Origin of the sequence: Paenibacillus sp. PDC88 (genome assembly GCF_900106725.1) — a bacterium.
Classification (GTDB): Bacteria; Bacillota; Bacilli; order Paenibacillales; family Paenibacillaceae; genus Paenibacillus; species Paenibacillus shunpengii.
Genome location: NZ_FNNT01000002.1, coordinates 634837 through 654429 on the forward strand (window position 1 = coordinate 634837; position 19593 = coordinate 654429).

At 43.2% G+C, this 19593-nt stretch carries 21 protein-coding genes; 19 read left to right on the forward strand and 2 right to left on the reverse strand.

Annotated elements, in window-relative coordinates:
* Positions 1–25: 25 nt before the first annotated feature.
* Together BLW49_RS09490 and BLW49_RS09495 are read left to right on the forward strand one after the other, a co-directional pair.
* A complete protein-coding gene (locus BLW49_RS09490; protein WP_090724245.1) occupies positions 26–1588 on the forward strand; it encodes an ABC transporter substrate-binding protein in 1563 nt (520 codons plus the stop codon).
* 373 nt (positions 1589–1961) lie between these two features.
* The gene (locus BLW49_RS09495; protein ID WP_090724246.1) at positions 1962–4517 is read left to right on the forward strand and encodes a beta-mannosidase; all 2556 of its coding nucleotides are present in this window, start codon (positions 1962–1964) and stop codon (positions 4515–4517) included.
* 136 nt (positions 4518–4653) lie between these two features.
* Here BLW49_RS09495 and BLW49_RS09500 read toward each other — a convergent pair whose 3' ends face one another.
* Positions 4654–5715, reverse strand: coding sequence for an anthranilate phosphoribosyltransferase (locus BLW49_RS09500; RefSeq protein ID WP_090724248.1), 1062 nt, complete (start codon positions 5713–5715; stop codon positions 4654–4656).
* Positions 5716–5736: 21 nt separating this feature from the next.
* On the reverse strand, positions 5737–6324 hold the full coding sequence (locus tag BLW49_RS09505) for an ANTAR domain-containing response regulator (RefSeq protein WP_076313694.1): 588 nt from the start codon (positions 6322–6324) through the stop codon (positions 5737–5739).
* 412 nt (positions 6325–6736) lie between these two features.
* Here BLW49_RS09505 and nirB point away from each other — a divergent pair, with 412 nt between their 5' ends.
* The 17 genes from nirB (at position 6737) to BLW49_RS09580 (ending at position 19420) form a co-directional block, all read left to right on the forward strand.
* Positions 6737–9163 (forward strand): nitrite reductase large subunit NirB, encoded by a 2427-nt coding sequence (gene nirB / locus BLW49_RS09510; RefSeq protein WP_090724250.1) that lies wholly within the window; start codon positions 6737–6739, stop codon positions 9161–9163.
* A 25-nt stretch (positions 9164–9188) separates the two neighbouring features.
* Entirely contained in the window at positions 9189–9503 is a 315-nt protein-coding gene (locus BLW49_RS09515) for a Rieske 2Fe-2S domain-containing protein (protein ID WP_076313696.1), read from the forward strand.
* Positions 9500–10282 (forward strand): uroporphyrinogen-III C-methyltransferase, encoded by a 783-nt coding sequence (cobA, locus tag BLW49_RS09520; RefSeq protein WP_090724251.1) that lies wholly within the window; start codon positions 9500–9502, stop codon positions 10280–10282. Before BLW49_RS09515 ends, cobA begins: the two co-directional genes overlap by 4 nt.
* Before the next feature lie 222 nt (positions 10283–10504).
* Complete coding sequence (locus BLW49_RS29130; protein ID WP_256209685.1) at positions 10505–11056, forward strand: serine hydrolase domain-containing protein; 552 nt, start codon at positions 10505–10507, stop codon at positions 11054–11056.
* Positions 11047–11388 (forward strand): serine hydrolase domain-containing protein, encoded by a 342-nt coding sequence (locus BLW49_RS29135; protein WP_256209686.1) that lies wholly within the window; start codon positions 11047–11049, stop codon positions 11386–11388. Before BLW49_RS29130 ends, BLW49_RS29135 begins: the two co-directional genes overlap by 10 nt.
* Positions 11389–11394: 6 nt before the next feature.
* Positions 11395–11862 (forward strand): NUDIX domain-containing protein, encoded by a 468-nt coding sequence (locus BLW49_RS09530; RefSeq protein ID WP_076313699.1) that lies wholly within the window; start codon positions 11395–11397, stop codon positions 11860–11862.
* Between the two features lie 32 nt (positions 11863–11894).
* Positions 11895–12275 carry a VOC family protein gene (locus BLW49_RS09535; RefSeq protein WP_256209687.1) on the forward strand — a complete coding sequence of 127 codons (381 nt, stop codon included), beginning with the start codon at positions 11895–11897 and terminating at the stop codon, positions 12273–12275.
* 24 nt (positions 12276–12299) lie between these two features.
* Complete coding sequence (locus tag BLW49_RS09540) at positions 12300–13169, forward strand: protein kinase family protein (RefSeq protein WP_076313700.1); 870 nt, start codon at positions 12300–12302, stop codon at positions 13167–13169.
* 792 nt (positions 13170–13961) lie between these two features.
* The gene (locus BLW49_RS29460) at positions 13962–14087 is read left to right on the forward strand and encodes a DUF3977 family protein (RefSeq protein ID WP_143042109.1); all 126 of its coding nucleotides are present in this window, start codon (positions 13962–13964) and stop codon (positions 14085–14087) included.
* A 57-nt stretch (positions 14088–14144) separates the two neighbouring features.
* Positions 14145–15143, forward strand: coding sequence for a phosphotransferase enzyme family protein (locus BLW49_RS09545; RefSeq protein ID WP_076313701.1), 999 nt, complete (start codon positions 14145–14147; stop codon positions 15141–15143).
* A gap of 152 nt (positions 15144–15295) precedes the next feature.
* Positions 15296–16144, forward strand: a complete 849-nt coding sequence (locus BLW49_RS09550; protein WP_076313702.1) for an MBL fold metallo-hydrolase — start codon at positions 15296–15298, stop codon at positions 16142–16144.
* 327 nt (positions 16145–16471) lie between these two features.
* A complete protein-coding gene (locus tag BLW49_RS09555; protein WP_143042101.1) occupies positions 16472–16690 on the forward strand; it encodes a hypothetical protein in 219 nt (72 codons plus the stop codon).
* A 3-nt stretch (positions 16691–16693) separates the two neighbouring features.
* Positions 16694–17170, forward strand: coding sequence for an NUDIX hydrolase (locus BLW49_RS09560; protein WP_076313704.1), 477 nt, complete (start codon positions 16694–16696; stop codon positions 17168–17170).
* Positions 17171–17248: 78 nt separating this feature from the next.
* Positions 17249–17749 (forward strand): P-loop NTPase family protein, encoded by a 501-nt coding sequence (locus BLW49_RS09565; RefSeq protein ID WP_090724253.1) that lies wholly within the window; start codon positions 17249–17251, stop codon positions 17747–17749.
* Between the two features lie 255 nt (positions 17750–18004).
* A complete protein-coding gene (locus tag BLW49_RS09570; protein ID WP_090724254.1) occupies positions 18005–18487 on the forward strand; it encodes a GNAT family N-acetyltransferase in 483 nt (160 codons plus the stop codon).
* 32 nt (positions 18488–18519) lie between these two features.
* Positions 18520–19005 (forward strand): hypothetical protein, encoded by a 486-nt coding sequence (locus BLW49_RS09575; RefSeq protein WP_143042102.1) that lies wholly within the window; start codon positions 18520–18522, stop codon positions 19003–19005.
* A 19-nt stretch (positions 19006–19024) separates the two neighbouring features.
* Complete coding sequence (locus tag BLW49_RS09580; RefSeq protein ID WP_090724257.1) at positions 19025–19420, forward strand: DUF6508 domain-containing protein; 396 nt, start codon at positions 19025–19027, stop codon at positions 19418–19420.
* Positions 19421–19593 lie beyond the last annotated feature (173 nt).

Genomic DNA, 19593 nt, shown 5'->3' on the forward strand with positions numbered 1-19593 from the left:
AATCATTATTGGGAGGTCTATGCAGATGAATCAACAGAGAAAGGCTCGGGGGACACGTGCAAGGAGGAAGCCTTTATTCCTCGCTGCAATTCTAACCTTCGTCATGGTGCTGAGTGCTTGCGGAGGAGGAGGAGAAGCGGAGCCTGTGAGCAGTAATACAGGAACGAGCGGAGGTACAGATTCAGGTGGTAAAACGGAGAAGCCTTATGAAGTCTCCCTGTTCTATCCTGGAACTCCGCAGAAGGACGTTGCACTTGTAGAAGCGGAGATCAATAAGTATATGGAGCCAAAGATTGGCGCAACGCTGAAGATTAATGCCATCGATTGGGGTCAATGGGATAACAAGCTGAACCTCATGATCTCGTCGGGGGAGAAATCGGATATTATCTTTACGGCAGCCTGGCAGAATTACACAGTCAACGTGGCGAAGAGCGCGTTCCTGCCGCTGAATGATCTGCTGGAATCGCATGGACAGGAAATTGTCAAGAATTTGGATCCTGCCTTCCTCGAAGGCTCCCAGGTCGATGGAAAGAATTATGGCGTACCGAGTAACAAGGAGCTGGCAGCGACCCGTGGTGTCCTCGTCAGAAAGGATCTGCTGGAGAAGTACAAATTGGATATAACCAATGTGAAGACTTGGGCAGATCTGGAACCGCTGCTCAAGACCATCAAAGAGAATGAACCGGGCGTGACTCCATTCTACATGTCCAACTCTACAGGAAATGGTCTGCTCGATAACCTGGATTGGGACTATCTCGGCGACGCCTCTGTTCCGGGTGTTATACGTAAGATGGGTTCCGAAACTACAGTGCTGAATGAGGTGGAGACACCGGAATTCAAGGAAGCGGCTGCGCTTGCCCGCAAATGGTATGAGGCCGGCTACATTAATAGTGATGCAGCGACCTCAACCGTCTTCCCTAAGGATCAGGCCAAGGCAGGTAAAGTGTTTATGTGGACGGACGGGATGAAGCCGGGCAAGGACAAGGAAGAAGAGAGCTATGTCGGATTCCCGCTCACTCAGATTGAGATGACGCAGCCAACCATAACGACAGGTGATACCTCAGGAGCTATGCTAGCCATCTCCCGCACTTCCGAGAATCCGGAAAAAGCGATGCAGGTCATTAATCTGCTGCACTCCGATCCGGTTGTCAATAATTTGCTTAACTTTGGAATTGAAGGCACACATTATGTGAAAAAAGAAGGCAGTGACAACATCATCAGTCTTCCTGAAGGAACCGATCCGAACAACAGAACCTATAACCCGGGTGCTCAGTGGCAGCTTGGAAACCAATTCCTAAACTACTTGTGGGATAATGAGGACCCGGAGAAATGGGATAAATTTAAAGACTTTAATGCCAGAGGTGTGAAATCGCCTGCACTCGGATTCACATTCAACAGCCAGCCGGTCAAGAATGAGATTGCTGCTGTCAACAATGTTAACAAGCAGTTCAAGCCTGCACTGACCTCCGGTGCCGTAGATCCAAATGAAATGATTCCAAAATATGCAGAGAAGCTGAAGGCAGCGGGTATCGATAAGATCATAGCGGAGAAGCAGAAGCAGCTTGATGCATTTTTGGCCAAGAAATAGAATCGTAATGTAATTAGAGCAGATTGTTATAGAGAACAGCATCCGATCCGATATGCTCCCATCATAGTAGACAGTAGAACTCTAAAACACTACTTCTACCGTGATGGGAGTATTTGGCTACTTTATTGTTTCGAATATATTGTCTCATTTTTATTGCTTACCTGTTGATTCTGAATTGTTAGTTTCGGTATGGACTTTCCTTTTCATCACCCGCATTTGCTGCTAATTTGAATGCATGGCTATAGTCGTTCATAACCATTTTTCTGTTAACGCTTCCATTATAGTAGGCAGCGTTGTACACTTACAGATGGAGTTGAAAATTCCCTAGTCGAATAGGTACATACAATTAAATAAGAGGAGTGGCATACTGGAGATGGAACTGTCAGGTATATGGAAGCTGATGCATTTTGACGTTGGGGAGAAGAATCCGCTTGAGCTTGCCGCACCAGGATTCGATGATCGATTCTGGATCGGGGCGAGTGTACCGGGAGATGTTCATACGGCTTTAGTGGAACGGGGGATTATTGATCCGCCGTATTACGGTCATAATGACATCAAGAGCCGGTGGATTGAGCAAAAAGAATGGTGGTACCGTACAACGTTCACCTTGGATCAGGTCAGTGAGGCCGGAGAGAAGACCGAGCTTCAATTTGCAGGTCTGGATACGTTCGCGACCATCTATGTGAATGGACATGAGATTGGCAAGACGGACAATATGCTGATGTCGCATCAGTTTGACATAACCCGAATTGCCCGTAAGGGGTGGAATTCAGTAGCAATCAAGTTTGATCCGCTGTCGCTGCATCATAAGGACAAGGAGTTATTTGATTGGTCTTCCTATACCAAAGAGCGTCCATGGATTCGGAAGGCAGCCATGAACTTTGGCTGGGATTGGGGTCCCCGCATGGTCACTGTCGGTGTGTGGGGTAAAGTCCATGTGAAGCAATACCGCCATGCCAAGATTGAACATATCGCGTCAGTGACCGCAGCTCTATCGGAAGCAAAGGCAGAGGTTCATGTGAGCGCTGCTATTAAAAGATATGTAAAGCAGGCGGATTATCGCCTTTCTATAAATATTGTAGAGCATGATGGAAGGATCGCTGCTGCAGCTGAGCTTCCAGTCGAACAAGCGGGTGCAGACTTTAAGCTTGAAATTCCTGCGCCTAAGCTCTGGTGGACGCATGATTTGGGAGAGCCGTATTTGTACCGAATTGAGGTCAAGCTGTATGAGGGCGATGACTTGCTTGATACCTATGAAGAAGCCTTGGGTATTCGGACACTCGAGCTGGCGCTGAAGGACTCGCAGGATAGAAATTCGTTCGCATTTATACTAAATGGCGTCAAAGTCTATGCCAAAGGTGCCAACTGGATTCCTGCCGATCATCTGATCGGATCGATCCCGGATCAGAAGTACCGCGATCTGGTTGATCTCGCGGCAGAGGGTCAGATGAACATGCTGCGTGTATGGGCAGGCGGCATTTATGAGAAGGACGTTTTCTATGAGGCGTGTGACCGCAGAGGCATCCTCGTATGGCAGGATTTCGCTTTTGCAAATGCGCTGTTCCCTGATTTTAACCGGGATTTCATGGATAATGTGAGACGCGAAGTGGTAGATAATGTGCTGCGTCTGCGGAATCACCCATCTCTTGCATTGTGGTGTGGAAATAATGAGATTGATTGGCTCTATGACATGAAGACGTCAAGTGGTGATATCCGGAGTCCATTCTACGGGGAGAGCATCTATCATGAGCTGATTCCTGAATTGCTTGAAGAGCTGGACCCTTCCCGTCCGTACTGGCCTTCATCACCTTATGGCGCTGAGTCAGGACAGGATGCGAATGATCCCGCTACAGGAGATCGGCACAATTGGCAGGTCTGGCACGGCTCAGTCTATCCAAGAAAGCATGGAGAAGAGCCCGTGCTGGATTACAGCATTCAAGGGGTAACCTTCAAGAATTATAAGCAAGATTATGCGCTGTTTAGCAGTGAATTTGGCATGCATGCCTCAGCTAATCGCTATACACTTGAGAAAAATATGCCCCCAGGCGAGTTCTATTGGGGAAGCCAGGAAATGGCTTACCGGAACAAGGACACCAATCATCAGAAGGGGATATTGTTAATGGAAGGCTATACAGGCATTCCGTCCGATATTGAAGAGTACATGAATTTCTCTATGCTTACACAGGCGGAAGGACTGAAGTATGGCATAGAGCATTTCAGACGAAATAATGACCGCAATAGTGGTGCGCTGGTCTGGCAGTTAAATGACAGCTGGCCGGGAACAAGCTGGGCGATGATTGATTATGAGCTTCTGCCTAAGGCCTCTTACTACTACGGGAAACGATTCTTTCATCCTTTGCTCTTATCCCTTGAATATGAAGCTGGTGAACCGCTTCGTTTATGGCTTGTCAATGATACGCCGAAGTCCGAGAGTGGAGTAATTGACCTGAAGGTATATACTTTTGATGGAGAGATCATTTATGCGGCTTCCTATGAGGCACAAGCAGATCCAATCTCGTCGAAGGTGTATGCTGTGCTTGATGAAGCAGATATCCTGCAAGGATTCGGTCCTAGTGAAGTTATGATTGAGTTATCATCCAGCTCGCTGCAAGTCCCTGCCAATCGCTATTACTTAAGAGACCCGAAGGATCTAAGTCTGGAGAAGACTCATCTTCACGTTCAGGTAGATGAGATGAATAGCACGGTAACGATAACGGCTGTGGACCATATGGCTCGATTTGTCAAGCTGGACCTGCCTAAGGGAAATGTCAAATTCAGTGACAACTACTTTGATCTGCTTCCTGGTGAGCAGAAAGTTGTAACGATTACACATCGTCATGGAGAAGATTTGCCTTGGTCAGAGCTTAGAGTCAGTGCACTTAACGAGGCATCAGCTACTCAAGTGAAGCAGACGAGTCGTATTCATTAATTTTATGGATGAAGCGGCAGCTGATGTAACTCCGTACTGAAAGCTCAGAATAACACGCTGCACACACAAACAAGCCCTTCCTCCAATGATTACTGGAGAGAGGGCTTGTTTGTTATACGGTTTACTTCACAATGATTCATTTCAACTCCGTCACGACACTTGCCGGCTCCGGGTTCGGGGTGATATGCTCACGGAACAACTGATAAGTATTCCAGGCGTCTCCATTCTCAAGTAGAGATTTGCTGATATAAATACCTTCCTCGATCGAAGGTGCATGCTCTGCGATATATAACCGGACTCCTGCATTAAAGATGACTTGATTCATAAACGGCATCATCCCTTTGCCTTGCAGAACTTCGAGCGTGACTTCAGCCTGCTTGGCTGCGGTCCATTTTATATCAGGAACATAAGAATCAATATCATACATTTCGGGATCAAGCACGAGCAGTGTGGTCTGACCATTCTGCGCAAGATAGGTCCGGGTTGGCCTGTGGATATGCAAGTCTTCGGAGCCTTCCGATCCTTGAATGATCATAGCCCTTCGATAGTTCAAATCCGTCAACAGCTTGGCTGTTTTCTCAAACACGGTATTATGAAAAATACCAAACACCAGATAAGGAGAGTGGCTGTAATCAATCAGCTTCTCTGCAGTATTAAAGATGGTGCGCAGCCCCATTTCCTCACGGAGCTGACGAAGCCCGCTCAGCCTACCGCTGTATCGTTCTGCTTGTACGAAGCGTACGCCGCTCGCTTCCGCTGCCTGCTGGCAGCTGGCGTCATCAGCGGTATCTGTGTTGATACCGAGTGCTCTGAACAATACCGGATAGGTTACTCCCCATTTGGGAGGAAGCGGCTCGGAGCCATGTAGTGTTACTTTGACACCGGCAGCTGCAACGACAAACGCGGTCGCTAGTGAAGCGTAATAAGAATTACTGCGTCCATCATATGGCCCGGCAAAATCAATGCCTTCATGAACATAGCTGCGATCAGCATATTTGCGGCAGATGTCAACAAATGCTTTTAATTCATCCGTGCTTTCCATTTTGAGTCTTGCTGATGCAAGGAAAGCACCGATCTGAACAGGCGTTGCCGTTTGTGACAAGATTAGCTCTGCACACCTAGCGGCTTCCTCGTAGGTCAAATCACGAGAGCCTCTTTTACCTCTGCCCACTTCCTTAAGAAAATGGTTCATATTCATAGGGTTACCTCCTTACGATGCTTAAGCTTTGAGCATTTGATGGGCCTTGACGATGGAGACAGCGACGTCTACGATCCGTTTTCGTTCATTCATCGCCTTTTTGCGGAGAAGGTCGTAAGCCTCGGATTCACTAATACGATTAATATCACTAAGAATACCTTTAGCCATGTCAATCCATTTACGATCCTCGATCCTGGCGAGCAGCTGTTTGCGTTCACTGGCCCATTCCTGTCTTTCGAAAAAACGTTTCTCACTAAAGTGCAGCGTCCAATCAAGCTCATGCTCCTTCATGGCAGGAGTCAATATTCCATCAATGGGTGCCTCGACTTCACAGGAAGTGATAGAAGCACTAGCTGCATCCGGACTGCACCACCACAAGAGAGGCAGAGGCTTGATCTGAATCAGCTTCTCGCTCCACGACTGAATCTCGTACACAGGCAGGTGCAAGATGGCGGCGTCTGCCTTGGATATATGCGCGTGGATGTCGGCTTCATTACCCGCAGCGAGAACAAGATAACCACTGGACTCCAGCAGGGATTGGGGGCGAGTATGCTCTTGTGTCAGGCCGGCATCTTGGACATGGGTTTCTACAAGTAATAAAGAACGCATGGAAGCCTGGGCACCTCCTTATTTGTTGAAAAATCATAATGCCATGGATTGGTTCCGTTTCATCATTTTGTTCATTTTCTCTCGTTTGTTTCCAAAAAGCAATCCTTATTTTGTGAAAAAACACACTGTTATTATTAAATTTGTGAGAAAACCTCACGTCAAATCAGTTTATTATACATAGATATTAATGTAACACGGATCACTGCGTAAAGTATATTGACATAAAATAAAAAACAAATTATAGTAATAACATCAAATTCATAAACGTCTTCGAATACAATGGCGTATTCGTCTAGGAATGGCAACGAAGCCTGACCTCGTTTGATCCAGGGAACAACTGTGTTCTCTGTTGATAGCGCGGCAGGCTTTTTTTGTTCATAAAGAGAGGGATTTCGGAAGGGAGAGGTACAATATGTCTGAACGCAGCAAATTAGTACTTATCGGTAACGGGATGGCTGGTATTCGAACCATTGAGCATCTGCTCAAGCTTGCACCGGAGAAATACGAAATAACCGTTTTCGGGGAGGAGCCTTACCCAAATTACAATAGAATCATGTTGTCTTCGGTACTCGCGGGTGGAACGTCAGTAGATGACATTATCATAAATGAATGGTCTTGGTATGAGGAGCATCATATTCGCTTATATACAGGGGATCCTGTTATTGAAGTCAATACAATGAAGAAGACGGTCACTTCCGCATCAGGAGTAGAGGCGCCATATGATCAGTTGATTTTTGCAACAGGATCTAAAGCATTTATACTCCCTCTGCCCGGCGCGGATAAAGAAGGCGTTATCGGCTTCCGAGATGTGAAGGACTGTGAAACGATGTTCGAAGCTTCCGCTAATTATAAGAAGGCGGCCGTCATCGGGGGAGGATTGCTGGGCCTAGAAGCGGCGCGTGGTCTCCTGAATTTGGGCATGGATGTGACGGTCATTCATAACAGTGAGTATCTAATGAACCGACAGCTCGACATTCCAGCATCAACCATGCTGCGCAAGGAGCTTGAAGGGCAGGGTATGAAGTTCTTACTGAATAAGCAAACGGCAGAGCTAGTCGGACGGAGGCGTGTAAGTGGGCTCAAATTCCGGGATGGGGAGAAGCTGGCTGCTGACCTGGTTGTCATGGCTGTCGGCATTCTGCCCAATGTAACACTTGCTAAGAGTGCCGGACTTGCGGTGAAACGTGGAATCATCGTAAACGACAGTATGGAAACCAGTATACCGGGGGTATATGCGGTAGGTGAATGTGCAGAGCACAATGGAATTACTTACGGGTTGGTAGCACCCCTTTATGAGCAAGGGAATGTGCTGGCTAAACATTTGGCGAATGTGGAGCACCAGGGTTATCACGGCTCCGTTACTTCGACGAAGCTGAAGGTGTCCGGTGTCGATGTATTCTCGGCAGGTGATTATCTGGATGCAGAGGATACCCGTTCCTTGCGTTACCAAGATGATATCGACGGTGTTTACAAAAAAATCGTGCTCCGCGGTGATCAGCTGGTTGGAGCCGTATTGTTCGGAGATACAAATGATGGAGCTTCCTTGTTCTCGCTTATCCGCAGCGGGGAGTCGATTGCGGGACGAGAGAAAGAGCTGCTTCTTGGAATGAAGCTGGATACGGCCTCTGCAGGTGCCAAAATCATGGATATGCCCATGGACGAAATCGTCTGCGGCTGTAACGGCGTTACGAAGCAGACTGTCGTTGATGCCATTGGTCAGGGCTGTCATAGTGTTGCTGAAGTCAAGGGCTGTACCAAAGCATCAGCATCATGCGGCGGCTGTAAACCGATTGTTGAACAGCTGATAACCGCTTATGCAGGGGATGCAGCGAAGACAGGGATGAAGGAAGGGATCTGTTCCTGTACAACACTTGATCGCGAGGAGATCATTGCAGGTATTAAGGAAATGGGTCTGAAGAATGTGAAGGAAGTCATGAACGTCATGGGCTGGAATGAGCCGGAAGGCTGTACCAAATGCAGACCCGCACTGAACTATTATCTTGGCATGCTATGGCCGTCTGAATATGTAGACCAGAAGGAGTCCCGTTTCACGAACGAGCGTTATCATGCGAACATTCAAAAGGATGGAACGTTCTCAGTAGTACCACGGATATATGGCGGTGTTACTTCTCCGGGTGAACTGAAGCGGATTGCTGAGGTTGCGGAAAAATATGATGTACCTATGGTGAAATTCACAGGTGGACAGCGTCTCGATCTGCTTGGTGTCAAGAAAGAAGATTTGCCTAGCATGTGGGAGGATCTCGATATGCCTTCTGGTCATGCTTATGGCAAAACACTCCGCACGGTCAAGACCTGTGTGGGATCAACCTTCTGTCGATTTGGAACGAAGGACTCCATCGCGATGGGCATCCGGCTTGAAAAGACATTCGAAGGATTAAATGCTCCGCATAAAGTGAAAATGGCGGTATCCGGTTGTCCTCGTAACTGTGCCGAATCCGTAATTAAAGACGTGGGTGTGGTCGCACTGGATGGAGCATGGGAGATCTATGTTGGAGGTAACGGCGGGATTAAGGTTAGAGCCGGAGAGCTGTTATGCACAGTGAAAACAGAGGATGAAGTCGTCGAATGGTCTGCTGCATTCCTTCAATATTATAGAGAACAAGCGAGCTGGGGTGTGCGTACTTCAGATTGGATCGAAAAAGTTGGCCTCGAGTCTATCAAGGAAGCACTAGCTGATGCACAGTATAGAACTGAGCTCGTGTCGCGGATCAATGAGACATTGGCAAAAACGGTAGATCCATGGAAAGAGATCGCTCAGAACAAAGAGCTTCGGAAGAACTTCGAGCCGCTGAATCGTTATCAGCTCTCACATGAATAGGGATAAATAGGGGGAGACATAAGCCATGAGTCATAAATATTTGGTAGCATACGAATCCGATATTGATGTCCTAGGAACAAGAGTTGTGATGATTGAGAACACCGAGGTTGCTCTGTTCAAGCTGAGTGACGGTACCATTAAGGCGCTCGAGAATCGTTGTCCCCACAAGGGAGGGAAGCTCTCGGAAGGGATGGTATGCGGCAGTAATGTGCACTGCCCGCTTCATGACTGGAAAGTCCATCTCTGCAGCGGAGAGGTTCAAGCACCGGATGAGGGCAAGGTTGATGCCTATGCGCTCGAAATAGATCCGGCGAGCGGTGCCGTTTATGTAACGTTATGAAGAAGAACAGCGGATATGTAAGCATAGTTGGTGCAGGTCCTGGAGACCCTGAGCTGCTCACATTGAAGGCACTTCGGTGTATGGAGAAGGCAGATGTTATTCTGTATGATCGTCTGGTGAACGAAGAGATTCTCAGCTATGCGCGGCCTGAGGCAAGGAGAATCTACTGCGGCAAAGCGCCTGGTGTTCATGCCATGACTCAGCAAAAGATACAGCAGAAGCTTATCGAATACGCAGCAGCAGGCCATCATGTCGTCAGATTGAAGGGCGGAGATCCATTCGTCTTCGGCCGAGGAGGCGAAGAGGCGCTTGCTCTGGCTGAACGAGGAATTGCTTATGAAGTCATTCCTGGAGTTACTTCCGCGATTGGAGCCGGCAGCTCCGCTCTTATTCCACTTACGCACCGTGGCTCAGCGGTTTCGTTCGCCTGCATAACAGCAAGCCGAAAGGAAGAGGGCGGAGATCAGCAGGAGATAGGCAAGCTTGCCATGTATGTGGACACCTTGGTTATATATATGGGAGTGAGTCATATCTCTACTATTCGCACTGAGCTGATCGCATCCGGAAAAAAAGTGGATACACCGGTTGCTATCATTGAGAGAGGGACCACGGAGCAGGAGCGAATCATGGTTACAACTTTGGATCAGCTCGAGGAGACTGCCAAGATCAATGCGATTGAGAATCCGGCTCTCATTATTATTGGTGAGGTTGTGAAGGTGAGGGAGGAGCTGCTGCAGTTACAGCAGCAGCTGCCTGCTCGAATGGAGCAGATTGGATAAGGGAATAGTTATGGTAGTTTATACACCATCATTTTGAAGAGCATGCCAAGAGATAGGCGATTACGTCTACCTTGGTGTGCTTTTTTAGTATGCTAGAGGTGTGAAATGATGGACATGAGATTGCGAGTTACAATATTTACATTATATTGCTATAATTTAGTTTGTTTCGTCCTGAAAACACTATTTGCTAAGTTAATAGATTGAGCGAAAGGAGTTGTTCGATTGAGTAGTTTAGACACCCTTGAAAGAGCACTTAGAAAAGATAAGATCGTTAGCTGTGTTGTATATAAAGGTGAATCTGTCATTTTTGAATATTACAAAAACCGGAAAGCCAAAGAGAAACCCTTCAAAATCAATTCGGTTACCAAGAGCATAACGTCCGCATTGTTCGGGATCGCGATTGAGCAAGGCTATATTGAGAACGAGGATGTTTCGATTGGTCATTATTTCGAAGACATGGATAGTACAAAGAAGAACATAACGATAAGACACTTACTAACGATGTCCTCCGGCTTGAAATGGCCAGGTAATGAAGCGATGATCCCATCCAAGAACTGGGTGAGGTTTGTTCTCGAACAGCCCGTTGAGTCGGAGCCAGGAAATGACATGAAGTATAGCTGTGGTAATTCACATCTGTTAAGCGCTATATTGCAGAAGGCAACACAAATGAATACAGTCGATTTTGCGAAGAAGAATCTGTTTGGGCCGTTAGGTATTGAAATTGGTATCAGGATGCCCAAGGGATTACAATTGGTGGATTCAGCATGGCAATGAAGACGGAAGATCTGCTGAAATTCGGCATGCTATATTTACATAACGGGAAATGGAATTCGAAACAGCTGATTTCTGCCGAATGGATTGATAAATCAACAAGAAGCCTGTCGGTAGAGGAAACGTCATATGGCTACCATTGGTGGATATTAAAAGACAAGAATCCCTTAAGCGAAGAGGATAAGACCTTCTATGCTATGGGGATGGGCGGGCAATACATATTTGTTAACAAACAGAGACAATTAGCTGCTGTGTTTACAAGTAATCTAACCGATGATGTTTCAAGTCCTATCCATTATTATCAGAATTATATTTTGAAGCTGCGAGAGGGATAAACGAAGATGAAAATTATTGTAACAGGTGGAGCTATTATACGAGATAAGCTCGGCCGGATATTAATGCAGAGAAGATCGGATTATGAGGATTGGGGGCTCCCAGGTGGTGGAATGGAGGCTGGTGAGTCCATTGAAGAGACGATGATCAGAGAGGTGTTTGAGGAAACAGGCCTTTTGGTGAAACAGCATGAGCTTTATTCCGTTTATAGCGGCTCACGAATGAAATATCGGTATCCAGATGGAAATGAAGTCGTTTTTGTCATGTTTATTTTTCATGCGGAAGCAGACTTGGAGGGCAGGATTGCTGAAGACGACCGTACTCTTATTTATAACGATGTCGATCAGGAATCTCTAACTCTTGAATTTAAATTCCTTGAAGAGATTGTAATAGAGGATATAAGCTCCGTGCAAAGACCTGTATTTGAAGATTTGAAGAGAGATCAGCAAGGGACAGTGATTAATATGAGGAAATAAAACGGAATATCACACTAGAAGGAGATGCTATTATGTCTATGAATATGAGGTTTAGAGAAGTGATTCCTATCCTACGGATCTTCGATGAGAGGAAAGCAAGAGAGTTTTATATCGAATATTTAGAGTTTCAGGTGGATTGGGAGCATCGTTTTGAGACGAATCTACCCTTGTATATGCAGATATCCAAGAATGGACTTAGGATACATTTAAGCGAGCATTATGGAGATTGCAGTCCAGGAGGAGCCATTCGAATCGAAATAGATGATATTCAACAATTTCATCAATATCTGCTAGCCAAACAATATCACTTCTCCAGGCCTGGATTAGAAAGCATGCCATGGGGCAGTGAGGAATGCTGTGTCATTGATCCATTTGGAAACAGGCTTATTTTTTACGGGTCCACAGTTAAGTAAGTAATTACGAGCAGGAGGTGAAGAATGAGCAGTCCTATCGTCTATCAAATAGATCAGGTTTCCTTTTGCCTTAAGGAACATCTTGATTTCAGTTGGCTTAGTCAGCTTGGAACTGTATTTACGGTGTTTGATCAGCAGGATTCAGGTAATATCAGCTTTGGGGTAGAGCAGGCAGGAGAGAAGCGTTTTGTAAAATTTGCCGGAGCCCGGACGATGGAATACGAAGGAGACCCTCAGTATGCAGTCGCTAAATTGGTGGAAGCTGCCTCATTGTATGAGGAGCTAAAACATCCGGTCCTAGTGGAGCTTATCGATCATTATGAAGTAGCTTCAGGCTATGTGGCAATATTTAAATGGTTTGATGGCGAATGCCTTCATTCTCACTGGGCTTATCCTCCTCCAGCCAAATATACAGATCCTGATTCTCCCTTCTATAGGTTCAAGCATTTATCCATCGAGAAAAGACTTCGGTCATTAAATCGCATCTTTGACTTTCATGTTTTTGCAGAGGGAAAAGGTTATGCCGCCATTGATTTCTATGATGGAAGTGTTATATATGATTTTGTGAATGATGAAACTAGAATTTGTGATATTGATTACTATGAGAAGAAACCATTTTACAATCAGATGGGAAGATTATGGGGATCATCCAGATTCATGTCTCCAGAAGAATTTGAACTCGGTGCAGAGATTGATAGTCGAACCAATGTGTATACCATGGGAGCAACGGCATTCGTGTTATTGGGCGGTGAGCTTGATCGAACCCTTGAGAGATGGGATGCAAGTGAAGCACTGTATAAGGTGGCGCGGAAAGCAACTAGTCAGGACAGGCGCAAGAGGTACAGCTCTGTAAAAGAGTTTTATAAGGCTTGGAATGAAGTGGTGAATTCGTAATTTGAAAAGCACCAAATAACCCTCCAAAGGAGTTTAATTTCACATGGAGGGTAGTTAGTTTTAGCTCTTAATTAATGAATGGTCTGAACTCTTTAGCCACTCTGTCAAATTCCTGAGAAAAATCTCTTGTATTGTTGAGCTCTTTCGGTAATTCGTCCATTAATAAACGGACTTGTTCTCTTAACTCAGATTCGTTTGGACGTTGGATGCGTCTGGATTTGAAACTTGATTTCTTACCAGTCCTATATATTGATGCTTCAGTAAGTGAAACTCATTATCCAGATTAGCCAGTTCGAGAAAGTTATTTGTATTTTTTTGTACAAAAAGATCTAATCGATCACACACCATATTAATATAAGCTATAACATCAACCATCAGTGGAGAAATTTCATCAGGCTCGTCGCTTTCCTCAATAAGAGCTAAGGACCGATCCAGCGATTGGAGACTTAAAACAAATCCGTTATAGTAGGCTTTAGCCTCGTTTTTTGACTGATTATATCCGTTTAGAAAAATAATCGATAGTAGAAAAAGAACTATAACGACTAAAACAATGATTATAGCGTATTTTTTTTACTCATAACAGTTTAAGAAGCTCCTTTCCGCGAAGGAGTGATTTTCCAGTGACACCATATCCTCTAAAAAATCCTGTGAAATGTATGTGTTATTACCTTCTTTTTTCTTCATCAATATCCCCCTGTTCATTTGTTATTCAAGATTCATTATCCAGAATAACAAATGGAGCGTACCATATATTAACAAGAAATAAAAGACAATTTTTACTAATATAATTCAATCGGCAATCGATGGTTCATCCGAACCGAATTAGAGCATGAGGATGGATCGGAAAGTGAGATCAAGGGCTTTACGAGACCATTCAAGCTGAAATCGGTATATATTACCAGTAAAAATATGGTATGATTCTTTCGAGTCAGGTAGCAATACATAATGTATCAATGAGACGGAGGATCATAAGATATGACGACAGTAACTTATAACCACTCAGTAGTTTCCTCAAATTCGTTACTAATTCTGGTGAATGAGTTGTATTCGATTGGGGAAGTGAAGGAGTGTCGTTTTCTTGTAAACGGATTAAATGATACATATTTAGTCAAAACTCTCGCAGAACAATATGTTCTGAGGATTTACAAAGCCCATTGGCGTACCAAAGCAGATATTTTGTTCGAGGTGGAGCTTCTGAATGATTTGAAAACAAAGGGAATATCCGTCTCTTCCCCGGTACCAACAAAAAATAACGAATATTTGTATGATTTACAGGCGCCAGAAGGTTTGCGTTACATGGTGCTATTTACATACGCAGACGGTGAGTATTCTGAAGCAGAGGATAAAAGTGAATGGTTTGGTGAAGAGGTAGCTCGAATGCATCTTGCTATGAATGATTTTAAAAGTGAACATACCAGATTTGAGATTGATCTGAATCATCTATTGGATGAACCGTTGCAGAATATACGTCCTTTTTTATCGCATAGACCTGAGGACTTCGATTACTTGCAAACGTTATCCGTCGAACTACGAAGTCGAATTGAAGAATTATCACATGATCTTGAGTGGGGTGTATGTCATGGCGATCTCCATGGAGGAAATGTACATTTTCATGAAGATACGCTGACGCAGTTTGACTTTGATTGCTGTGGATATGGATACCGATCGTATGACGTTTCGGTGTATCTTTGGAACAAAGTGATGCATAAAGATAAGGATGCTTTTGAGAACAAGAATTGGACATTATTTATTAACTCCTATCAAAGGATCAAACCCCTGTCGAGTACGGAACTCAGCGCTATTCCTTTATTCGTAGCGATCAGAGATATTTGGCTAATGGGTCTTCATACAGGCAATGCACCGATATGGGGAGCTTGGCAAAATGATCATTATTTTAATGAACATATTAAGTTCTTACGGAATTGGTGTGAAGCTCAAGGAATTGTCGTACAAAATCAAGCCATTAGCGGCTAGTAGAGAATGTGATAAATTTGTAGCCAGCGGTATTTAATATGAAAAGTGAGGTGCTTCCATTGGTAACGAAATAAAATGAGAGAATCTAAATGTGAAATAGCATGTGAATTTTCTCTTGTTAGGTTTAGAATCAATCGAAGAGGAGAATGGACATGCTGAATAAATTAAGTGAATCCATCTATTATCTATCTAATCAAAATGATAAAGAAAGACCAACATTGGGGTTAATTTGTGGAGAAAAGTATAGCCTCGTGGTCGATGGTGGGAGCTCCGCTGTACATGCTAGACAATTTTTGAAGGAAATCGAACATTTAGATGTACCGCCTATCAAATACTTGGTTATCACTCATGCCCATTGGGATCATTTCTTAGGGATGAATGAATTCAATACGACGGTTATTGTGAATAGCTTAACCCATCAAAAAATGGATGTTTGGCGAAAGTATTCCTATGATGATCGTTCACTCCAAGAGTATGTAGAGTCTAATAAAATAACTTCGCAGTGTATGGAAATAATTCAGCAAGAAATACCGGAGAGAGATCAATTTAAATTAAGCTCTCCCGATTTAGTGTTCGAAGAATCTCTAACTGTTGATCTGGGGAATAAGGTCTGTATTCTTGAACGGATTAGAAGTACGCACACGGATGATTCTACAATCGTTTATGTCCCCGATGATAAGACTATTTTTCTAGGTGATAGTGTGTATGGGACGACTACGGATGCTATATTTCATTATAAAGCCTCTCAATTACTACCTATGATCGAAGATATCCAAAAGTATGATGCAAATCATTTTCTGCTCGGCCATGAATCCATTTGTGATCTGGATGAGATGAACGTATTCTGGAATCAACTCACCTCGTGCAATAGAGCTGTGAAATCCATATCATTGGATCATGCGATTGAGTGTTTTGAACAAAATAATCTTAGAAGTCCTCAGGGTGACGAGCTTTTCTTCCTGAAAGCCTTTGTAAATGATCAAATATTGATATCGAAATAAAAGAAGTTGGCAGCCACCAGCCTTGGATAAGAAATATCTAGGGCTGGTGGTTATGAATCTACATTAAATACCATCATAAGTCAGAGGCAGAACAAATATCATTTTAGGCTTAGAGGAGATTTGAATGTCAAATATCATATTTATAGGTCCCATTAGTACAGGGAAATCAACAATTGCTGAATTAGGGAGAAATATAAATATTGGAAACCGTTTGAAGCTCACTTGGTGGTCAGGGTCCTTGAGGAATACAGAGATCATATTATTGATTTTGGAGCAGGTCATTCTGTCTATGAAGACCCAGAGTTATTTGGGAAAGTGGAGAAAGCAATGTTAAATGAACCTTTTGTCTTCTTGTTAATTCCTTCACAGAATCGTGAGAAGTCAGCGCTAATTCTATGTGAACGGTCGGGGCTTGATTTCAACCGACATTTTGTTGACCATGAATCGAATTATAAGCTGGCCAAGCAAATCGTATATACCGAAGATCGAGAACCGGAAGAAACGATGAAAGAGATTTTAAATCAAATTTTGAATGAAAAGAGGTAGTGTATGATCACATTTGAGCAAAACAACATTAAATTTAATTTTAGGGTTGCTGGTATCGCTGTTCATCAAAATAGAATACTTTTACATACGACTCTCACAGATGACTTCTGGAATTTACCTGGTGGCAGGGTAGAATTTAACGAATCTACAGATCAGACGATTAGTAGAGAAATGGAAGAAGAGCTGGGTATCAAAGTTAAAATCAAAGGACTGTTATTTGTTAACGAGGACTTTTTTGAGTATGATGGCAAATTGTTTCATGAGATTGGCTTCTATTATTTGATTGATTTTCCTGAGGGACATGAAATTACAGAGATTCAGGATCAATTCATAGGCATTGAAGAAGGCGGGAAATTAATATTTCAATGGTTTACTATCGATCAATTGGAGCAGTTGAATGTATATCCTCGAATTTTGAAGAGCCAGTTATTGAAGTTAAAAGAAAAGAATGAAATTCAACATATAATAAATCGACAATAGCAGGAAGATATTATTGAATACTAAGAAATATCGAAGAGAGATCCGTGGTGCGTTATGTGAAAAGAAAATATTCAGGAGGTGATTATCATTCGAATTCATATCATTGGTGGTGCAGGAAGCGGTAAGTCTCATATTGCTAATCTTTTGCAAAAGGAGTTAAATATACGACACTACGATCTGGATGATATCTTTTGGGATAATTCTAGTGAACATTATGGGGTTAAGACTCCAGAGGATGTTAGGAGAAGGAAGCTTGAAAGAGTACTACAGTTCGATCAGTGGATACTTGAAGGAGTCTACATTAAATGGGTTGAACCAAGCTTATCTACTGCAGACAAAATATTCGTATTAAAGCCTTCCTTAGAATTGCAAGAAAGGAGGATCTGGCATCGATATTACAAACGATTAGCGGGTGAACTGCCAAGTAAAAAGAAGGAAACGAAGGAAGGGATATATAAACTAATTGACTGGAATAGAAATTACAATGATACAAAGTTATCGCAATTTATACAGGAGTTTTCTTATAAAGAGAAGTTAATCGTCCTTGAGAACAATATGGATATATATAAGTATTTATAATTAGGATGAGAAAAAATGGCTCTCAGGATACATATTCAAATCCAGTCTGAACTATTTGTAGTCAGGGGTGGTTAAACAGGAGTGAACGTGTGATGTGTGAGGCATCAGCAAATAATCGACTAGAGAGAATTAGGGGGCTTGCTCACGAAACGATTGAAGCCATGGCTAGCGAGCGGTAATCCGATTCCAACAATTTGACTGCCCCTTGAGTTTTCATAAGTCTTGGTAGCCATTAAGTGAAAAGGAGTGAATGGTATGTATGTTCATCGCAGTCTGGAAGAGCAGGATCTTGAGATCATCAGTTCATTTCCACAAACTGAAAAAGAATTAAAATATGTAAGTCCCAAATTCACGTATCCACTAACACCCTCGCAAATACTTCAAATATCTGAGGATCGGTTAGAGCTAACGGTAGTACTGGATCAAAGAACTAGCGAAGTGGTTGGCTATGCCAATATTTATAGGGATAATTCGGACGAAAGCGTTTGCTGGCTGGGTAACGTTATTGTTTCGCCTATTTATAGAGGTCAAGGAGCAGCTCCGTATTTAATTGAAGTCATGCTGAGCAAGGCTAAATACAACTTGGGGTATCATTGGGTACGATTAGCATGTCACAGCACGAACTCGAGAGGTTTAGCTTTTTACACCAAGCAGGGCTTCAAACCGTTCGATATTAAATTAATGAACTTTGGAAATGAGAGATTGATAACGATACATATGCACAAAGAGCTTATTTGAAATTTTATAAAACGGAAAAAGAAAGGATAAACATGAAAATTAAAAACATTGTTATCATCATTTCTGTTTTATTAAATCTAGGCTTGATTGCTTACATTTATTCAAGGTCGGATCATATGGAAGATGTCTATTCGGGCATGTCCTTCAATCTTCAGCATGAATTGATTCAGTTAGAGGACTCAATTGGTTACCAAATAGAGAAGGCTTGGTCAGAAGCGGACACCGTAATTGAAAAAATAGAGGATATCAATGAGGATATTGATACGTTAATGGATACCGGTAAAGCATTGGCCTTGATCTCAAAAGAGCAGGAAGAAGATTTATGGAATCTTTCTCGTTATTTTTCACAGTTTCCGACATATTCCGGATATCCTAAAACAGATTTAACTGCTAGTGATATGAATGGACTTGTAGAACTCAGAAATAATCTTAGGTCAGTCGGATGGGGTATGCACATAGGGTACTCTGGAGATTGGGACAGCTTCTCAGCAAAAATAAATGAATTGATCCGGCTATAATGAAAGGGGGATATAACATATGCCATACGATGCCGTAATAACGAGTAAAGAAATAAATATATTGGTAGAGTACCTTCCTTATTTTGAAGACCCGGACTCTATTTTTTTCACTGAGAAAAATGGGTATGTGCTAGAAAGCGAAGAAGTGTTAAGGTTCCGCAAAGAATTAGATCGTACCGGATTTCTCATGGTCTTTGATTGGACAGCGTGGATCAGTGAACATGAGATTTATAGAAATGTGGAGCACGATATTCAAGACCACATTATGAAGTTAGATATGGAAGCCCTTAGAAAATTAATGACCAGCTACATCCGTGGTGATCGATTCAATGAAGGATTGTTTATACATGCCATAATTAAAGGACATATCACGCATATATTGCGTAGAACCAAAGAACTTTACAAAATATTGTAGCTCTAGTTAAAACCACGAAGGGAATCGTATCGCTATAATGTCTTCATTTCGAAAGTTGGAAAGAATTCCTTTTTTGAGATATGATGAAACTGCCATATGGATACGAAAAAGGAACAAATTCATTATTACACTCCTAATCCAACAAGACAATCGCATCCAGATTATACATAGGA